Raw genomic sequence first — 17,362 nt, forward strand, 5'->3', positions numbered from 1 at the left:
CCCTCTCTATGGACTATATAACCCGTCAGGAACTGTTTCTAATCCTATCGAGCAGGGATGGAGTCATTGCCACAGGGAAGCGCGTGTAGCCCTGTTTAGGAAGATATATGATTGGTCCGTTGATTAATGGTGCCGCTATCTTGATTGGTAGTGGTCTGGGCATTGCTTTACGTCGTTTTATCCCTCAGCGTTTGCAAGATGGTCTTCCGCCGGCATTTGCGATGGTGTCGATTGCAATGGGGATCACGCTGATTGTTAAAGTCCAGCAGTTGCCTGCGGTGGCGCTGGCTATTGTGATTGGTGTGGCGTTAGGCGAGCTGCTACGCATGGAGTCCGGTGTGCAGTGGGCTGGCATGATGATTCAGAAAGGATTAAACCGCGTGCTGCCTGCACAGGAGCACCGCTTGCCGCAGGATGTTTACACTCAGAACTTTACCGCGTTAATCGTCCTGTTTTGTGCCAGCGGGACAGGCGTAGTTGGGGCGTTAACGGAAGGGCTAACGGGTGATTATCAACTGCTGATCATCAAATCTGCTTTGGATATTTTCACCGCGCTGATTTTCTCCATCACGCTTGGCCTTGCCGTGATGTCGATTGCGATACCGCAGGTTATTGTTCAGACACTGTTGTTCTTCTCCGCCAAATTGATTATGCCCTTTATGACAGACATCACGATGGGCGATTTTTCTGCCTGTGGCGGGATTATCATGATTGCAGTAGGGCTGAGGATCGCGCAGATCAAATCATTTGCGGTGGTTAACTTCCTACCTGCGTTGGTTCTGGTTATTCCTATTTCTCTTTACTGGCATCGCTTCTTCGCCTAAAGCGCAGCGTCTAATTAGCGGCTGACGATCGAAGGCATGTCGCCGCTAAAGATTTGTGTCACTTCCTGATCGGTAAGCGGCACGTTTTTGCTACAGACATAAATATGCTTTCCTTGCGGGCTGATGCTCTTGGCTAGCTCTATGTAGCTGGCAAACTCGACCTGGCTGTGCCCGCCTTCATTCATCTCCATGGCATGGATGATGACCTTGTGCGAGGCGAACAGATCGATTAATCGTTTGGACGCCACTTTACGTGTGAGTCGAGCCAATAACTTCATCGCCGGGATCATCTGCCCGAGTAGTAAACGCGTGGTGGTAAAAGGCGCGTCTGATTGCTCTGTCACCTCTTGTTTCGTGTCCACGTTTCTGACGATCAGGGTATTGCGATAGATTCTGATATAGAGGCTGGCCATGCCGTTTCTCTCCTTGTCTCTTTTCTACTTTCTACGAGTCATCCCACTTACGCGTTTCACTTCACCATTTTAAGCATATTAAACAAAGTGGCCGGTTTTATGGAAAATACACCGCGACTTTAGGGCGGTTTTTCGGTATTTTGTTTAGGATAAAAAACGTCGGTGCTAGTGATTAATTAGTATCAGGTGTTACAACCCGAGTTGTCATCGTGGAAATTTATAATGAGTATCCTTTTTGATAGCAATAAGACCATCTATCCCTTTCCGCCGAAGCCCAAACCCTTATCGGCTGATGCAAAACAGCACTATCGTAGCAGGATAAAAACGCTGCTGCGGGAAAGAAATGCTGTCATGGTCGCGCACTATTATACCGATCCTGAAATTCAGGCGCTGGCGGAGGAAACTGGCGGCTGCGTGGCAGACTCGCTGGAAATGGCGCGCTTCGGCAGCACCCATTCGGCATCAACGCTGCTGGTTGCGGGTGTCCGCTTTATGGGAGAGACCGCCAAGATACTCAACCCAGAAAAGACGATTCTGATGCCCACGCTGGAAGCAGAATGCTCGCTCGATCTCGGTTGTCCCGTCGATGAGTTCAGCCGTTTTTGCGATGCGCACCCAGACCGAACGGTGGTGGTGTATGCCAATACCTCTGCGGCAGTGAAAGCGCGTGCGGATTGGGTGGTGACATCCAGCATCGCGGTGGAATTGATCGAGCATCTGGATAGCCTAGGGGAAAAGATTATCTGGGCACCGGACCGTCATCTGGGCAGCTATGTGCAAAAGCAGACAGGGGCGGATGTACTGTGCTGGCAGGGCGCGTGCATTGTGCACGACGAATTTAAAACGCAGGCGCTGCAGCGCATGAAGATTCTGTACCCCGACGCGGCAATTTTGGTCCATCCAGAATCGCCGCAGAGTGTGGTAGAGATGGCTGACGCCGTTGGGTCAACCAGCCAACTGATTCAAGCGGCGAAAACGCTGCCACAGCGCGAATTGATTGTGGCAACCGATCGCGGCATTTTCTACAAGATGCAGCAGGCCTGCCCGGAGAAGACATTGCTGGAAGCGCCGACAGCGGGAGAAGGGGCAACCTGCCGTAGCTGCGCCCACTGTCCGTGGATGGCGATGAATGGGCTGGAGGCGATTGCTAACGGTCTGGAACAAGGCGGTGACGCTCATGAGATTCATGTTGATGCAGCCCTGCGAGAAGGCGCGTTAATCCCGCTGAATCGCATGCTGGATTTTGCAGCTTCGCTAAAATTGCGTGTGAAAGGGAATGCCTGACGGAGATCTTGGGCATCTTGATAGGTATTTTTTACAATAATTGAGACAGGGTGGTGAGATGGATTTTTTTAGTACCAGCAATATTTTAATTCATATTCCTTTGGGGGATGGGGGATACGATCTTTCCTGGATTGAAGCGATTGGCACGCTGTTTGGCCTGCTGTGTATCTGGTTCGCGAGTCAGGAAAAAACCATCAACTATCTGTTTGGGTTGATTAACGTCACGTTGTTTGCCGTGATCTTTTTCCAGATTCAGCTTTACGCCAGCCTGTTGCTGCAAATCTTCTTCTTTGCCGCCAATATTTATGGCTGGTATGCCTGGACGCGCAAGACGGATGCGCAGGAAGTGGAGTTACGCATCCGCTGGCTGCCAGTGCAGAAACTGATTGGCTGGTCGGTGGCGAGTATTGTCGCGATTGGCTTGATGACGTTCTACATTGACGCGGTGTTTGCTGTACTGACGCGCATTGCCGTTTCCGGTATGCAGGGGCTCGGGTTGTCAGTGCAGATGCCGAATCTCCAGCCAGATGCGTTCCCATTCTGGGATTCCACCATGATGGTGCTGTCGATCGTGGCGATGATTCTGATGACGCGTAAATATGTCGAGAACTGGCTGCTGTGGGTGGTGATTGATGTGATAAGCGTGGTGATTTTTGCTTATCAAGGCGTGTATGCGATGGCGGTAGAGTACGCCATCCTGACGCTGATTGCCCTGAACGGCTCTTGGCTGTGGATTAAGAGCGCGCAGGAAAATCGCGTCAGCACGGTTTCACACGGCGTGTAATCCAAACTTAATGCTTGTGGTGGTGGCCTTCTGCATCATGGCTTTCATGGTGATGACTTTCCTGATAGTGGAAAGTGCAGTGGTCATCATCACAGCGTTGATATTCCATCTGAACCGTCGCGTGTTCAATCTGGTAATGCTTCAGTAAATATTCCTGAATACGTCTTAACAACGCATCGTGATCGTGAGGTGGAATCACCTGCGCATGCAGCGTCATCATCGGTTTTTCGCCCACCTGCCATAAATGAACATGGTGAATGTTCCTGACTTCGGGAATATTCAGCGTCAGATCTTTCTGTAGAACCTCAACGCTAAGCTGTCCGGGCGTACCTTCCAGCAACTCGTGAAGACTCTCTTTCAATAGCGCCCACGCACTACGCAGCACCAGACACGACACCAAAATAGAGAGAATCGGGTCGATAGGCGTCCAGTTGGTATAAAGAATGATAATGGCAGCGGCAATCGCGCCAACGGATCCGAGCAGATCGCCCAGCACATGCAGAGCCGCCGCGCGGACGTTAATATTTTTCTCTTCGCTGCCATGATGTAACAGCCAAAATGCCACGATATTTGCCACCAAGCCGACAACGGCGACAAGCAGCATAGGCACGCCCGCAACAGGCTGGGGATCATAGAAGCGTTGGATGGCTTCCCAGAAGATGAAGGCGGTAATCAGCATTAGCGTCAGTGCGTTCACAAAGGCGGCGAGGGTCGTGAGCCGCAAATAGCCAAAGGTATGGCGCGTAGTGGGCTTGCGCTGTGCGAAACGTACGGCGACCAGCGCGACGAACAACGCAGCGGCGTCCGTCAACATATGGCCTGCATCCGCAAGCAGGGCGAGGGAGCCGGACAGCAGGCCACCAATCACTTCTGCCACCATAAATGTGGCGGTAATGATAAACGCGGCCAGCAGACGTTTACTGTTGCCGGATTCCGTGTGGCTGTGGTTATGTGCCATAGATCACCCTGAGTTGCGGTTTTATCCCACTTTACTGAAACCCACAGAGAAAACCTATTCTGTGATTCACCCGATCTGTCAGTTGAGCTATTTTCTGATGAAAATAGGACGGATGCGGGATCTAAGAGCATTTGATCGCGTAAATCCCGCTGATTTCAGCGCCCTGACAACACCAGCTTGACATATAATAATCAATCTTCAATATGAAACATCCCGTTTCTCAGGCGACCCGTATAGGCGGGATGGCGCGTATTGGATGGGGCTAACATACCGTTTCGGAACCGATGGATTTATTTATGAATTACCAAAATGATGATTTAAGAATTAAAGAGATTAATGAACTTTTGCCGCCGGTTGCTTTGCTAGAAAAGTTTCCAGCCACGGAGAAGGCAGCGGAAACGGTATCGTTCGCGCGTACTGCCATCCATAAAATTCTTAACGGCAATGACGACCGCCTGCTGGTGGTCATTGGTCCTTGCTCGATCCACGACACGAAAGCAGCAAAAGAGTATGCCGCGCGTCTGCTGACGCTGCGTAATGAGCTGAGCGACGATCTGGAAGTGGTGATGCGGGTTTATTTTGAAAAACCTCGTACCACGATTGGCTGGAAAGGGCTGATCAACGATCCGCACATGGACAACAGCTTCCAGATCAATGACGGCTTGCGCATTGCACGCCAGCTGCTGCTGGAAATTAACGACATCGGTTTACCGGCTGCGGGTGAGTTCCTGGACATGATCACGCCGCAATACATGGCGGACTTGATGAGCTGGGGCGCTATCGGCGCACGTACAACGGAATCTCAGGTACACCGTGAACTGGCATCCGGCCTGTCATGCCCTGTCGGCTTTAAAAATGGCACCGACGGCACCATCAAGGTCGCAATTGATGCGATCAATGCTGCCAGCGCGCCACACTGCTTCCTGTCTGTGACCAAATGGGGTCATTCTGCTATCGTGAATACCAGCGGTAACAACGATTGCCACATCATTCTGCGTGGCGGTAAAACGCCGAACTACAGCGCAGAGCATGTGAAAGACGTGAAGATCGGTCTGGAAAAAGCGGGTCTGACACCGCAGGTCATGATCGATTTCAGCCATGCGAACAGCAGCAAGCAGTTCAAAAAGCAGATGGATGTCTGTACCGACGTCTGTGGGCAGATCGTACAGGGCGAGAAAGCCATTATGGGCGTGATGGTGGAAAGCCATCTGGTTGAAGGCAACCAGAATCTGGAAAGCGGTGAGCCGCTGGTTTATGGCCGCAGTGTGACCGATGCCTGCATTGGCTGGGAAGACACAGAATCCCTGCTGCGCCAGTTAGCGTCTGCTGTACGCGAACGCCGTAACAAGTAATATCGAATAGCGTGCTATAAAAAAACCCGGCGCAGGCCGGGTTTTTCTCATTCAGGGGTAAATTACTTCGCTTTACCCTGATTCGCTACTGCGGCAGCTTTTGCAGCGATTTCGTCTGCGTTGCCTAGGTAGTAACGTTTGATCGGCTTGAAGTTCTCGTCGAACTCATAAACCAACGGCACGCCAGTTGGGATATTCAGTTCCAGAATTTCGTCTTCGCCCAGGTTGTCCAGATATTTCACCAGCGCACGCAGTGAGTTACCGTGAGCCGCAACGATCACACGCTCACCGCTTTTGACGCGTGGCAGGATAGTTTCGTTCCAGTAAGGCACAACACGGTCGATGGTCAGCGCCAGGCTTTCAGTCAGTGGCAGCTCTTTCTCGCTCAGAGAAGCGTAACGCGGATCTTTGCCCGGGAAACGTTCGTCATCTCGCGTCAACTCTGGAGGCGTAATTGCAAAACCACGACGCCATTGTTTAACTTGCTCGTCACCGTATTTCTCAGCGGTTTCGGCTTTGTTCAGGCCCTGCAACGCACCGTAGTGACGCTCATTCAGTTTCCAGCATTTCTCAACTGGCAACCAGGCTTGATCCAGCTCGTCCAGTATATTCCACAGTGTGTGAATGGCACGTTTCAGCACGGAGGTATAAGCGAAATCAAAGGCAAAACCTTCGTCTTTCAGCAGCTGACCTGCGGCTTTGGCTTCTGAACGGCCTTTGTCGGATAGATCGACATCGTACCAGCCTGTGAAGCGGTTTTCGTTGTTCCACTGGCTCTCACCGTGTCTTACCAGTACCAGCTTAGTTACAGCCATAGCTAAACTCCTTCCTATCCTAAGATTTCTGTGATAACTGATTTCATTATAGGGGTGGAGAACGGTTATCGGCAATCGATAGTCGATGGCAAGCGTGATTTATCCGCAGGTTATTTGCGTAAAATCACGCTCTGGCTTTACCGTTTCAGCAAACCGGAATCCCCCTTGTGCAATAACAGATAGACCGCAGGGATCACCAGCATCGACAGCAGAGGGGCACTGACCATCCCACCGATCATCGGCGCGGCAATCCGCTGCATGATTTCGGATCCGCTGCCGCCACCCCACATGATGGGAAGCAGCCCTGCCATAATCGTCGCGACGGTCATCATTTTTGGCCGTACACGCAGAACCGCCCCTTCGTGGATGGCATCCATCAACTGCTGGCGTGACAGTGCCTGACCTGCCACGCGGTGTTTCTCCACCGCATGATTGAGGTACAGCAGCATGATGACGCCGAATTCCGCCGACACGCCCGCCAGTGCAATAAAGCCCACCGCACCAGCTACAGAAAGATTATAGCCAAGGATATAAAGCAGCCAGACGCCGCCAATCAGCGCGAAAGGTAAGGTTGCCATGATCAGCAATGCATCTTTGATGCGGTTGAAGGTGATATACAGCAGCACAAAAATGATCAGCAGCGTAAAGGGCACGACGACTTTCATTTTCTCCGTGGCGCGTTCCAGATACTCAAACTGACCGGACCAGCTCAGTGAAACACCTTCCGGCAGCGTGACCTGTTGGGCAACGGCCTGCTGCATGTCTTCAACGGCAGACTTCAGATCGCGGCCGCGCAGATCGACATAAATCCAGTCCGACAGGCGGCTGTTTTCACTTTTCAGCATCGGTGGCCCTTCGCTGACGCGAATATCAGCCAGCTCTGCCAGCGTCACTCTGCTGCCATTGGCCGTCACGATAGGCAGGTCACGCAACTTTTGCAGCGAATCGCGTAATTCACGCGGGTAGCGGATATTGATGGGATAACGTTGGCGACCTTCAATGGTTTCGCCGATGTTTTGCCCGCCGATGAGTGTGGAAACCACCGACTGAAGTTCCTCGACGGACACGCCGTAGCGCGCAGCGCGTTGACGGTCGATATCAATATCGATATAGCGCCCACCCGCCAGTCGTTCCGCCAGTGCCGATGTCACGCCCGGAACTTGCTTCACCACCTGCTCGATTTGTGCGGCGGTACGTCCGATGTCAGCCAGATTATTGCCGTTAACCTTGATGCCCACTGGGCTTTTGATACCGGTGGCCAGCATGTCTAGCCGGTTGCGAATCGGCGGCACCCACACGTTGGCGATACCCGGCAGGTTGACGGTGCGATCCAACTCGGCCACCAGTTTGTCCATGGTCATACCCTCGCGCCACTGGTCGCGCGGTTTCAGCCTGATTGTGCTTTCCAGCATAGTGAGCGGAGCGGGGTCAGTCGCCGTTTCGGCACGGCCTGCTTTGCCGAAAACTGATTCGACTTCGGGCACGGTTTTAATCAGTCGGTCCGTTTGTTGCAGCAGACGACCCGCTTCACGTGCAGAGATGCCGGGCAGGGTGGAAGGCATATACAGCAGATCGCCTTCATCCAGCGGCGGCATGAATTCGCTTCCCAGACGGCTGAGCGGAAAGAGCGTCAACAGCAACAGCAGGCCGGAGACCAGCAGCGTGGTTTTCGGGTAGCTCAGCACCTTTTGCAGCACTGGGTGATAGGCTGCAATCAGCCAGCGGTTAATCGGGTTCGCCTGTTCGTCCGGTATCTTGCCGCGGACGAAATACCCCATTAATACCGGCACCAGCGTAATCCCTAATCCGGCGGCGACGGCCATGGCATAGGTTTTGGTGAAGGCCAACGGTGAAAACATGCGGCCTTCCTGTGCTTCCAGTGAGAACACGGGGACAAACGACAGCGTAATGATCAGCAGGCTGCAAAACAGCGCGGGCCCAACCTCCACCGCAGCCCGTTCCGCTAACTGCCACCACTCGTTGTTCTGCGGCTGTTTCCCTGGGTTTTCATGCCGCCACTGCTCAATGACTTTATGCATGTTTTCTATCATCACAATCGCGGCATCCACCATCGCGCCGATGGCAATCGCAATGCCGCCTAGCGACATGATATTGGCGTTTACCCCCTGATAACGCATGATGATAAACGCGCCCAGAATCCCCAGCGGCAGGCTAATGATCGCCACCAGCGCCGAGCGGAAGTGGAACAGAAACAAGGCGCAGATGATCGCGACGACGATAAACTCTTCCAGCAGCTTGAAGCTGAGCGTATCGATGGCGTGTTCAATCAACTGCGAACGATCGTAGGTTGGGACAATTTCTACACCCGCAGGCAGGCTTTTCTGTATTTCCTGTAACCGCGCTTTAACGGCATGCAGCGTATTCAGCGCATTCTTGCCATAGCGCAGGACGATGATGCCGCCCGCCACTTCGCCTTCGCCATTCAACTCGGCGATGCCGCGCCGCATTTCCGGCCCTTCTCTGAGCGTAGCCACATCCTGCAACAGCACGGGAATGCCGTTGCGGGTGGTAATCACCACGTGGTTGAAATCTTGCGTGCTTTTTAGGTAACCGGTGGTGCGCACCATGTACTCTGCTTCGCCCAGCTCCAGCACGGAACCGCCGTTTTCCTGATTGGCGGCCTGTACGGCACTGACGATCTGCTGGTGGGTGATGCCCTGCGTTCTCATACGTTCTGGATCGACGACGATCTGATACTGTTTGACCATGCCGCCCACGCTGGCGACTTCCGCCACATCAGGAACCGTTTTTAGCTCATATTTCAGCAACCAGTCCTGAAAGCCGCGTAGGTCGGCCAGACTGTATTTGCCGCTACGATCGACCAGCGCGTATTCGTAAATCCAGCCGACGCCGGTGGCATCCGGGCCAAGCGAGGTTTTGGCGTCGGCTGGCAGGCTGGATTGCACCTGACTGAGATATTCCAGCACGCGAGAACGAGCCCAGTAAGGATCGGTGCCATCTTCAAACAGCACATAAACGTAGGCATCGCCGAACATGGAAAAGCCCCGTACCGTCTTGGCACCCGGCACAGAAAGCATGGTGGTCGTCAGCGGGTAGGTCACCTGATTTTCCACCACCTGCGGCGCTTTCCCCGGATAGCTGACGCGAATGATGACCTGTACGTCCGATAAATCGGGCAGGGCATCCAGCGGCGTTTTTTGTAGCGACAGCAGGCCCCACGCCGCCATGAACAGCGCCGCCAATAAAACCAGCAGGCGATTTTTGAGCGACCAGCGAATCACGTAGGCAATCATGGATGGCCTCCGTGCCCGGCATGCGGATCGTCAGTGGTGGAAAAATTCAGGACGTGAATACCACTGTCGTCCATGTTGAACTGGAAACGCACGGTGCTGCCAATTCCCACACCCTGAGGTAGTCCTGATGGTGGTAGCGTGAAGTCCATCGTCATCGGCGACCAGTTGAGTGCCGGAACCGCTTCGTGTTCGATGGTGGCCTGATTACCGTTTATCGCTCTGATGACTCCCTGAGTGTGATAGCCAACGGTCGCAGCCGACGTTTCTGAGGTTGCCGATGTTTCCGCATCAAACTGCGGTAAGGCGCTGCGCAGGCTGGCTTCGGAATCGATCAGGAACTGACCGGAAGTGACCACGTTGTCACCTGCCTTCAGCCCATCGAGGATTTCGACCCAGTCACCCAGCGACGCGCCTGCCGTGACATTACGTGGGGTAAAATGACCGTTTCCATCACTCAGTAAGACCCGGTTTTGGCTACCGCTGACCAATAACGCTTCCTGAGGGATTGCCAGACGCGGCTGTGCTTGAGTGTGCGAAAGCTGCACAGTCAGATACATACCCGGTTTGAGCTGCTGTTGTGGGTTATCCAGTATCACGCGAGCTTTTAGCGTGCGCGTAGTGCTATCCAGCACGGGCAGCAGTTCGCTGACTTTGCCGTGGAAGGTTTTACCCGGCCAGGCGCTGCTGGTGGCGCTGATGTCGCTGCCAATCGTTAGCTGCGCCGCCTGCGCTTCGGGGTAATCGACATCTACCCAAACCGGATTCAGACTGGCAAGCTCGAATAACGGTTGAGCAGGGCTTAACTGCATACCTTGCCGTACCTCTAGCTTATTCACGTAGCCGTCTTCCGGTGCGGTAATCGCGATCCTGTCCTGAGGTTTGCCGCTACGCTCGACCTGCCGAATAATTGCTTCCGGCATGAAAAGCAGAGCAAGCCGCTGGCGAGCCGATTGCGTCAGCATGTCGTCGTCCAACTGTTGTACCGCCAGATATTCGCGCTGTGCCGCCGCCCAGGTCGGGTTCCACAATGTCGCCAGCATTTCGCCTTTCTTCACCTGCTCTTGTAGCGCACTGACTGTGAGTTTTTCGACAATGCCGCCGCTGGGGGCCACCAGCGTGTGTAATCCGCGTTCGTTGAGTGTGACGGTGCCATAACTCGTGCTGCGGTCGGAAAGTTCGCGCATTTCCGCGCGCGCCGTGCGAACACCGAGGTTTTGCTGTTGGCGGGCGCTGACCGTAATACCGCCGTCATCCTGCGCTTCATCGGCGTAGCGGGGCACCAGCTCCATATCCATAAAGGGGGATTTCCCCGGTTTATCGAAGCGTTTATCCGGCACCATCGGGTCATACCAATAGAGAACGGTACGTTCTGGCTCTGCGGCAGAGGGGGAAAGCGGCGTTTGCTGTTTACCCATCAAATAGCCCACACCACCCGCGCTCAGAATAGCCAGCGTCATCAGGCTAAGCATCAGGGATTTGTTTGTAACTGTTTTGCTCATCGCGTAGGGCTTCCTTGTGGCGTCAGATAGCGGATGGCGGCCCAATATTGAGCCATTTCCCGTGCGGTATCCTGAACGGCGATCCGGCTTTCGAGCAGCGTCCTTCGGGCATCCAGTACGGCGGAGAGGTTACTGCTGCCGGATTGGTACTGAGCCTGAATCAGTTTGATGCGCTGCTGTTGCAGCGGAAGAACCTCGTTGCTCTGACGCTGCCAGCGTGACTGTGCGGCTTGATATTGAGCAATCAGCGTATCGAGCTGCGCCTGATGTTCTCGCTCGGTGAGCAAGACTCTGTCGCGCGCTTCCATGCTGCGTGAGACGTCTGCGGCGTAGTCCTTATCCTGACGTTTGGATGTGAACAGCGGCAGATCGACCGTTACCATCATGCCCGCCATGTCGTCGTAGTCATCTCCGCGCTTCGCGTAATAGACTTCAACATCGACATTGGGAATGGCGGCAACGGCCGACTGTGCGGAGCGAGCCCGAGCCAGATCGGCTTCACGCTGCGCCTGTTGCATTTCTGGGTGCTGATGAATGGCGTTGCCCAGCACCTCCGGCGAGGCGGGAAGCCGTTCAAAGCGAGGTAGCTCGCCGTGCACGTTGATATCCGCCATGCCGGTAAGCTGCACCAGTCGGGCATGTGCGATGCGGGTATCCCGTTCGGCGTCGGCCAGTCTGTCCTGCATGGCCGCCAGCGTCAGACGGGCATCCAGAACGCTACTGGCTTCACTGCCTGCTGCCACACTCGCTTTTTGCGATGCAATCTGCCGCTGGCTTTCGTTGACCAGCGCGGTCACTTCGGCCAATGCTTTCTGCGAGAGTGCCAGATCCAGCCATGCCTGTGCCGTTTCCCGTTGCAGGCGAGCACGAATACTTTCGCTATTACTTTGTAACGCATCGGCTTCAACCCGAATGGCCTGCGCCTTACTATCGCGTTTACGGCTGCTGACGTAGGTCTGCATGACACCGATACGCTGCATCGTCATCCCTTCACGCGTGAGTCGACTACCGTTGTTGCCGCCCAATGGCAAATTTTCGACGCCAAATTTCAACTTTGGATCGGGAAGCTGCGTGGCAGAGTCGGCCATGTTCTGGAGCGCGTTAATCTGGTGTTGATTGGCTGACAGGTCAGCGGAGTAACGCTCCGCCGCCTGTAAAGCCTGTTCAAGACTCAGATCTGCCGCAAAGACGGCGGCAGGCAGCCACAGCAACATCGCCAGACACGCGCGCGCGGCGTCGTGTTTGGATAAGTTCATGTTGTGCTCCGGTTAAGGCTGCTGTGGTGTAATCGCGGTCAGGATGTAGCCGATATCGTTCTGGATAAAGCTGAACGTGACCGGGGTGTTGGCCGGCAATGGCGCTATTTCGCTGCTGGATGGTAGCGTGAAGGCCATCGTCATGGCAGGCCATTTGAGGTCGGCAATCGGCGCGTGAGAGAGCGTGACGCTGTCGGCGTTCCACTGCTTAACAATCCCGGTAGTCTGATAAACGGCTGTCGTAGCTGCTGGGGGAGTGGTCGGCGGCATCGCGTGATGCTGGTGGTCATTTGCCCACACGGGGAAGATGAAGGAAGAAACAGAAAAAATCAGGCCGCTGATCATAGCGATATAAGTGATACGCATAAAAATAATCCCAATAAAAATAATTGATAAACAAGACGTTGCGCCCACTGGCGCAGGGGTTATCAATCGCTTGGGTTATTCTCTGAATCGGCAGAAGAGGATTTCAGCCGGAGGGCCGACCGCAGGAGGCGAGAGCCAGATATCAGATGCCGGGCTAAGGGTGACAGGATTATCCGCTAAGACCAGCTCACCGCTGATCGGCAGCGCTAATAATGCCAGCGAGCCATTATCCTGCTTCACGCTATCCGGCACGCAGTGTTTTTCGCACAGCGGCGTTTGCTGATCGGCAACGTAAGACGCTTTAGCCGTATGCTGGGCATGAGACGATAACGGCTGAACGTCAGCCTGTTGTAGATGTGCCTGATGCTGGAGTGCGGGGGATGTCTGGCTGATCGTCATATCGCATTGATGACCTGCGATAGCCAGTTGTGCATTCAGGAAAAACCAGCACAGCGCCAATAGCCATCCCCACCTGCCTTTATGGCGCAGATGATGAATGAATAATGGAGACCGTGATGATGCGGACATGGCGTTTCCTTTTTGGACGTTTTGGCAGTGTATGCGTCTGAGCAGGAAGGGGGCAAGCGGGGAATAGCATAGTTTTGTAAATTGGCAGAAAGTTATCTGCCAATGTTATCAATGAGTTAATTATGTTTTACCGTTCGGTTACTGTACGAGAAACTGGTACGTGGTATCCGAGCGATAGACTTTTCCCGGTTTCAGCCAGCAGTCGGGTTGCGGCCAGTCGGGGTGATTCGGGCTGTCTGGCAGGAATTCACTTTCCAGTGCGACACCGGCATAGTTTTCATATTGACCACCGTCTCGCGAGGGTGTTCCGGCCAGAAAGTTGCCGCTATAGAGCTGTAAGGCGGGGGCGCTGGTGAAAACGCTCATCAGCACGCGGCCATCGGATGACCATAAATTGGCAGCCGGGCTTTCGCTGGAACCGCAGGTGCGATGCAATAAATATGCGTGATCGTAGCCGCCGACGGCCATTTGATCACTGTCGCGCAGGAAATCTTCTTCCAGCGTTTTTGGCTGGCGGAAATCCATTCCAGTCGCGTTTACCGGTGTCAGATCGGCGTTGGGAATGCCCGCGCTATTAACCGGCAAATAATAGTCGGCAAACAGCTGCAACTGGTGCTTACGGACGTCAGTCAGATCGCCATCAAGGTTGAAATACGCGTGGTTAGTCAGGCAAACGGGGCAGGCTTTCTCTACGGTCGCCTGATACGAGATTTCTAGCGAGTTATGTTCGGTCAGTGCGTAGGTCACCTGTACGTTGAGATGCCCTGGATATCCTTGGTCGCCATCCGGTGAGTGCAATTGGTACGTCACCTGCTTTGCATCCTGACTGACAATTCGCCAGCGGCGGGCATGAAAGCCTTCCGGGCCACCGTGCAACTGGTGCTCGTTCTGGTTTGGAACCAGATGGAACGTTTCGGTTTCTCGACTGAATGTGGCCTTGGCTATGCGGTTGGCATAGCGGCCAATCGACGCACCGAGATAAGCGCTTTGTCGTGGATATTGCTCGGGCGATGCACAGCCCAATAAGACTTCTCGCACTTCACCCTCTGGTAGCGGTAGCTCACAGGAAAGCCAGATTGCACCCCAGTCCATCAGGCTCACGCGCATGCCTGCCTGATTCTGCAAGGTTGTTAATTGAAACGGCTGACCATCTGGTGCCAGCGTGCTAAGACTTTCATTCAACATGACTTGCTCCTGTAGAGGCCTGAGAAGATAGAGAGGGTTGGCCGATGGTTACAAATAGGGGAAGGTTGCAGAAATCAGCTCTGCTTTCTTCCCTTAATTTGTCACTCGGCGTCAAAAAACGCCGTTATTCTTCGTCGAACCCATTGGGGTGGTTGGACTGCCAGCGCCAGGTGTCCTGTGCCATTTCTTCCAGTGAGCGTGTGACTCGCCAGTTAAGATCTTTCGCTGCACGCTCGGCATCTGCCCAATAAGCAGGCAGATCGCCCTGACGACGCGGGGCAAAATGGTAAGCCAGCGGTTTGCCACAGGCCTGACTAAAGGCTTCGACGACCTGCAATACACTGTAGCCTACGCCTGCGCCCAGATTATAGATATGCACGCCAGCACGATTTTGTAGGGTGTTCATGGCGGCGATATGACCGTCAGCTAGATCGACAACGTGGATATAATCTCGTACGCCAGTGCCGTCAGCGGTAGGGTAGTCATTACCGAAAATCGCCAGCGAATCTCGACGCCCGACAGCAACCTGAGCGATGTAAGGCATCAGGTTATTGGGCACACCTTGTGGGTCTTCACCCATCTCACCCGATGGATGAGCACCAACTGGGTTGAAGTACCGCAACAGCGTAATACTCCATTCCGGTTCTGCATGCTGTAAATCTTGCAGGATTTGCTCGACCATCAGCTTGCTACGGCCATAAGGGCTGGCAGGATGCCCTGTGGGGAAACTTTCCTGATAGGGCGTGCGCGGTTGATCGCCATAGACGGTGGCGGAGGAGCTAAAAATCAGGTTTTTCACGCCTGCTTTCTTCATCGCCTCTACCAGCACGAGCGTACCGTAGACGTTATTGTCATAGTAGCTCAGTGGTTCACGCACTGATTCGCCCACGGCTTTTAAGCCGGCAAAGTGGATGACGGAATCAATGGAATGATTAGCGAAAATATCGTCCAGCAGCGCGCTGTCGCGGATATCGCCCTGATAAAAAACAGGTGTCTTATCGGTTAAGTGTGTAATGGTTTTAACGACGCTAGCCTTGCTGTTGCACAAGTTGTCGAGAATGATGGGAGTGTGCCCGGCAGCCAGCAATTGTACGCAAGCATGACTTCCTATGTAACCGCTACCACCTGTAACAAGAACGTTCATAATGACCTCTATTATCGCAATACTGCAAAATAACATGGCTAGATGCTGAAAAAGATGATCTACAGCGAGAATCTGCCTCTGTTATCGATGGTTTCTTTACGAGTAAACTGAGTGAAGCATAGGCTACAGTGTAAATGAGCCTGGCTTTCTACCCTACATTTTATTTTGTGGTAGCGTTATCATCCCTGTTTTTAGGCGTTATCTACATAACGCGTCAATCTGGTAGCGGTAGATGTCGTCGTGCGGAACGAAAGTGAGTCGATGCGTGATGCACGTGGGCGCATCTTCTGCGTGATGCGAGACAAAGAGTAGCTGCGTTTCGCCCTCGCCAATCAGGATATCCAACCAGCGGCGCACTAACTGGCGATTGAGCGGATCAAGCCCCTGTAACGGTTCGTCGAGGATGAGCAGGGCGGGGTGTTTGACTAACGCGCGGGCAATCAGCGTTAGACGCTGCTGGCCCCAGGAGAGCGATTGAAACGGGGTATCGGCGATAGCGCCATTGAGCCCAAGCAGAGTGAGCCATTGTTCGGTCAGGTGACGCTGACGGTCGGAAACGGCCTGATAAATCCCGATAGAGTCAAAAAAGCCTGACAGGATAACGTTGCGCACGCTGGTGCTGACGCGGTAATCCAGATGGAAGCTGCTGCTGACATAGCCGATGTGGCGCTTGATGTCCCAGATGGTTTCACCGCTGCCGCGCTTACGGCCAAACAGCGTGAGGTCGTTACTGTAGCCTTGCGGATGATCGCCCGTAATCAGGCTGAGTAGCGTCGATTTCCCTGCGCCATTTGGCCCAACAATCTGCCAATGCTGACCGGGCAACACTTCCCACGTTAGCTCATGAAGAATAGGGAGGTCGTTATACTGCACCACGCCGTTACGCAGCCGAATGCGCGCCTCGTCAGCGGGAAGCGTTATATACCGCTGCGGATCTTCCGGTTCTGGCAGTGAACTTCCCGACAATTTTTCGCTAAATGCGAGCTGGGCCACCAGCGCTTCAGAGAGGATCGTTTCACGTTCGCCGACGCGGGTCAGTGTACAGTCTGCCAGCACACCGACATGGTTGATAAAGTCAGGGATATCATCAAAGCGATTCAGAATAAGTACCAGCGTATAACCGGTGCCTGCCAGTTTCCTCAGCTCATCGGCAAGCTGCTGGCGGGAGGCAACGTCCAACCCATCGAAAGGCTCATCGAGAATCAGCAGGTCGGGCTGAGGCATCAGCGCCTGACACAGCATCACCTTACGGGTTTCCCCTGTAGAGAGGTACTTGAAGCGACGCTCCAGCAAATGCGCAATACCAAACTGGTGTGCCAGCTGTTGGCAACGCGCAGGATCGTTGAGGCTATCCTGAATCACTTCTGCTGTGGTGCGGCCAGTGTCGTCTTCACCTTCACTTAGCAGGTCGGTGTTATTGCGCTGCCATTCGTCGGAAACCAGTTTTTGTAATTGTTCAAACGACAGTCGGACGGGGCGTTGGAATCCCGTTGTTCGTTCACCACTCAATATTGGCAGTTCGCCGGATAGCGCTCGCGCCAGTGCAGATTTACCACTTCCGTTGGCCCCGACAAAGGCCCAGCACTGGTTGTGTTCGAGCGTCAGTTCGTCCAGACGCAGCATGCGGGTGTCGCTGAGACGAAACAACCCCTGAGTGATTTTTAACAATGACATTTTCT

Annotated in this window: 15 protein-coding genes; 4 read left to right on the top strand and 11 right to left on the bottom strand. The window is 53.8% G+C overall.

Going from position 1 to position 17,362, the window contains the following annotated elements:
• Positions 1-107: 107 nt before the first annotated feature.
• The gene (locus tag LOZ86_RS06815) at positions 108-824 is read left to right on the top strand and encodes a DUF554 domain-containing protein (protein ID WP_039482720.1); all 717 of its coding nucleotides are present in this window, start codon (positions 108-110) and stop codon (positions 822-824) included.
• A 14-nt stretch (positions 825-838) separates the two neighbouring features.
• Here the strand turns inward: LOZ86_RS06815 and LOZ86_RS06820 are convergent, their stop codons facing one another.
• Positions 839-1,237 carry a YjaA family stress response protein gene (locus tag LOZ86_RS06820; protein WP_039482718.1) on the bottom strand — a complete coding sequence of 133 codons (399 nt, stop codon included), beginning with the start codon at positions 1,235-1,237 and terminating at the stop codon, positions 839-841.
• A 222-nt stretch (positions 1,238-1,459) separates the two neighbouring features.
• On the opposite strand from LOZ86_RS06820, the gene nadA reads away from it, so the two are divergent.
• Both nadA and pnuC read left to right on the top strand, forming a co-directional pair.
• Positions 1,460-2,521 carry a quinolinate synthase NadA gene (gene nadA, locus LOZ86_RS06825; protein WP_039482717.1) on the top strand — a complete coding sequence of 354 codons (1,062 nt, stop codon included), beginning with the start codon at positions 1,460-1,462 and terminating at the stop codon, positions 2,519-2,521.
• Positions 2,522-2,579: 58 nt separating this feature from the next.
• Positions 2,580-3,305 (top strand): nicotinamide riboside transporter PnuC, encoded by a 726-nt coding sequence (pnuC, locus tag LOZ86_RS06830; protein ID WP_039482716.1) that lies wholly within the window; start codon positions 2,580-2,582, stop codon positions 3,303-3,305.
• Positions 3,306-3,312: 7 nt separating this feature from the next.
• On the opposite strand, the gene zitB is transcribed toward pnuC, so the two are convergent.
• Complete coding sequence (zitB, locus tag LOZ86_RS06835; RefSeq protein ID WP_039482715.1) at positions 3,313-4,263, bottom strand: CDF family zinc transporter ZitB; 951 nt, start codon at positions 4,261-4,263, stop codon at positions 3,313-3,315.
• Positions 4,264-4,559: 296 nt separating this feature from the next.
• Between zitB and aroG the strand changes: the two genes are divergently transcribed.
• Positions 4,560-5,615 (top strand): 3-deoxy-7-phosphoheptulonate synthase AroG, encoded by a 1,056-nt coding sequence (aroG, locus tag LOZ86_RS06840; RefSeq protein WP_039482714.1) that lies wholly within the window; start codon positions 4,560-4,562, stop codon positions 5,613-5,615.
• Positions 5,616-5,677: 62 nt separating this feature from the next.
• On the opposite strand, the gene gpmA is transcribed toward aroG, so the two are convergent.
• From gpmA to modF, 9 genes are all read right to left on the bottom strand, one after another.
• A complete protein-coding gene (gene gpmA / locus LOZ86_RS06845) occupies positions 5,678-6,430 on the bottom strand; it encodes a 2,3-diphosphoglycerate-dependent phosphoglycerate mutase (protein ID WP_039482713.1) in 753 nt (250 codons plus the stop codon).
• 137 nt (positions 6,431-6,567) lie between these two features.
• Positions 6,568-9,705, bottom strand: a complete 3,138-nt coding sequence (locus LOZ86_RS06850) for an efflux RND transporter permease subunit (protein ID WP_039482711.1) — start codon at positions 9,703-9,705, stop codon at positions 6,568-6,570.
• A complete protein-coding gene (locus tag LOZ86_RS06855; protein WP_230242981.1) occupies positions 9,702-11,204 on the bottom strand; it encodes an efflux RND transporter periplasmic adaptor subunit in 1,503 nt (500 codons plus the stop codon). Before LOZ86_RS06855 ends, LOZ86_RS06850 begins: the two co-directional genes overlap by 4 nt.
• Positions 11,201-12,460 (bottom strand): TolC family protein, encoded by a 1,260-nt coding sequence (locus LOZ86_RS06860; protein ID WP_039482707.1) that lies wholly within the window; start codon positions 12,458-12,460, stop codon positions 11,201-11,203. Before LOZ86_RS06860 ends, LOZ86_RS06855 begins: the two co-directional genes overlap by 4 nt.
• A 12-nt stretch (positions 12,461-12,472) precedes the next feature.
• Positions 12,473-12,826, bottom strand: a complete 354-nt coding sequence (locus LOZ86_RS06865; protein ID WP_039482705.1) for a copper-binding protein — start codon at positions 12,824-12,826, stop codon at positions 12,473-12,475.
• Between the two features lie 75 nt (positions 12,827-12,901).
• On the bottom strand, positions 12,902-13,354 hold the full coding sequence (locus tag LOZ86_RS06870) for a hypothetical protein (RefSeq protein WP_039482703.1): 453 nt from the start codon (positions 13,352-13,354) through the stop codon (positions 12,902-12,904).
• A gap of 138 nt (positions 13,355-13,492) precedes the next feature.
• Positions 13,493-14,539 (bottom strand): galactose-1-epimerase, encoded by a 1,047-nt coding sequence (gene galM, locus LOZ86_RS06875; RefSeq protein ID WP_230242986.1) that lies wholly within the window; start codon positions 14,537-14,539, stop codon positions 13,493-13,495.
• Between the two features lie 124 nt (positions 14,540-14,663).
• Entirely contained in the window at positions 14,664-15,683 is a 1,020-nt protein-coding gene (gene galE, locus LOZ86_RS06880; RefSeq protein WP_039482699.1) for a UDP-glucose 4-epimerase GalE, read from the bottom strand.
• 198 nt (positions 15,684-15,881) lie between these two features.
• Complete coding sequence (modF, locus tag LOZ86_RS06885) at positions 15,882-17,357, bottom strand: molybdate ABC transporter ATP-binding protein ModF (RefSeq protein WP_039482697.1); 1,476 nt, start codon at positions 17,355-17,357, stop codon at positions 15,882-15,884.
• Positions 17,358-17,362: the final 5 nt, after the last annotated feature.

It is taken from the genome of Pectobacterium parvum (assembly GCF_020971565.1).
GTDB lineage: Bacteria > Pseudomonadota > Gammaproteobacteria > Enterobacterales > Enterobacteriaceae > Pectobacterium > Pectobacterium polare.

What these genes read in the sequence shown, in the direction of transcription:
- LOZ86_RS06815 (WP_039482720.1), top strand. Translation starts at nt 108, where the DNA reads ATGATTGGTCCGTTGATTAATGGTGCCGCTATCTTGATTGGTAGTGGT.
- LOZ86_RS06820 (WP_039482718.1), bottom strand. Translation starts at nt 1,237, where the DNA reads ATGGCCAGCCTCTATATCAGAATCTATCGCAATACCCTGATCGTCAGA.
- nadA (WP_039482717.1), top strand. Translation starts at nt 1,460, where the DNA reads ATGAGTATCCTTTTTGATAGCAATAAGACCATCTATCCCTTTCCGCCG.
- pnuC (WP_039482716.1), top strand. Translation starts at nt 2,580, where the DNA reads ATGGATTTTTTTAGTACCAGCAATATTTTAATTCATATTCCTTTGGGG.
- zitB (WP_039482715.1), bottom strand. Translation starts at nt 4,263, where the DNA reads ATGGCACATAACCACAGCCACACGGAATCCGGCAACAGTAAACGTCTG.
- aroG (WP_039482714.1), top strand. Translation starts at nt 4,560, where the DNA reads ATGAATTACCAAAATGATGATTTAAGAATTAAAGAGATTAATGAACTT.
- gpmA (WP_039482713.1), bottom strand. Translation starts at nt 6,430, where the DNA reads ATGGCTGTAACTAAGCTGGTACTGGTAAGACACGGTGAGAGCCAGTGG.
- LOZ86_RS06850 (WP_039482711.1), bottom strand. Translation starts at nt 9,705, where the DNA reads ATGATTGCCTACGTGATTCGCTGGTCGCTCAAAAATCGCCTGCTGGTT.
- LOZ86_RS06855 (WP_230242981.1), bottom strand. Translation starts at nt 11,204, where the DNA reads ATGAGCAAAACAGTTACAAACAAATCCCTGATGCTTAGCCTGATGACG.
- LOZ86_RS06860 (WP_039482707.1), bottom strand. Translation starts at nt 12,460, where the DNA reads ATGAACTTATCCAAACACGACGCCGCGCGCGCGTGTCTGGCGATGTTG.
- LOZ86_RS06865 (WP_039482705.1), bottom strand. Translation starts at nt 12,826, where the DNA reads ATGCGTATCACTTATATCGCTATGATCAGCGGCCTGATTTTTTCTGTT.
- LOZ86_RS06870 (WP_039482703.1), bottom strand. Translation starts at nt 13,354, where the DNA reads ATGTCCGCATCATCACGGTCTCCATTATTCATTCATCATCTGCGCCAT.
- galM (WP_230242986.1), bottom strand. Translation starts at nt 14,539, where the DNA reads ATGTTGAATGAAAGTCTTAGCACGCTGGCACCAGATGGTCAGCCGTTT.
- galE (WP_039482699.1), bottom strand. Translation starts at nt 15,683, where the DNA reads ATGAACGTTCTTGTTACAGGTGGTAGCGGTTACATAGGAAGTCATGCT.
- modF (WP_039482697.1), bottom strand. Translation starts at nt 17,357, where the DNA reads ATGTCATTGTTAAAAATCACTCAGGGGTTGTTTCGTCTCAGCGACACC.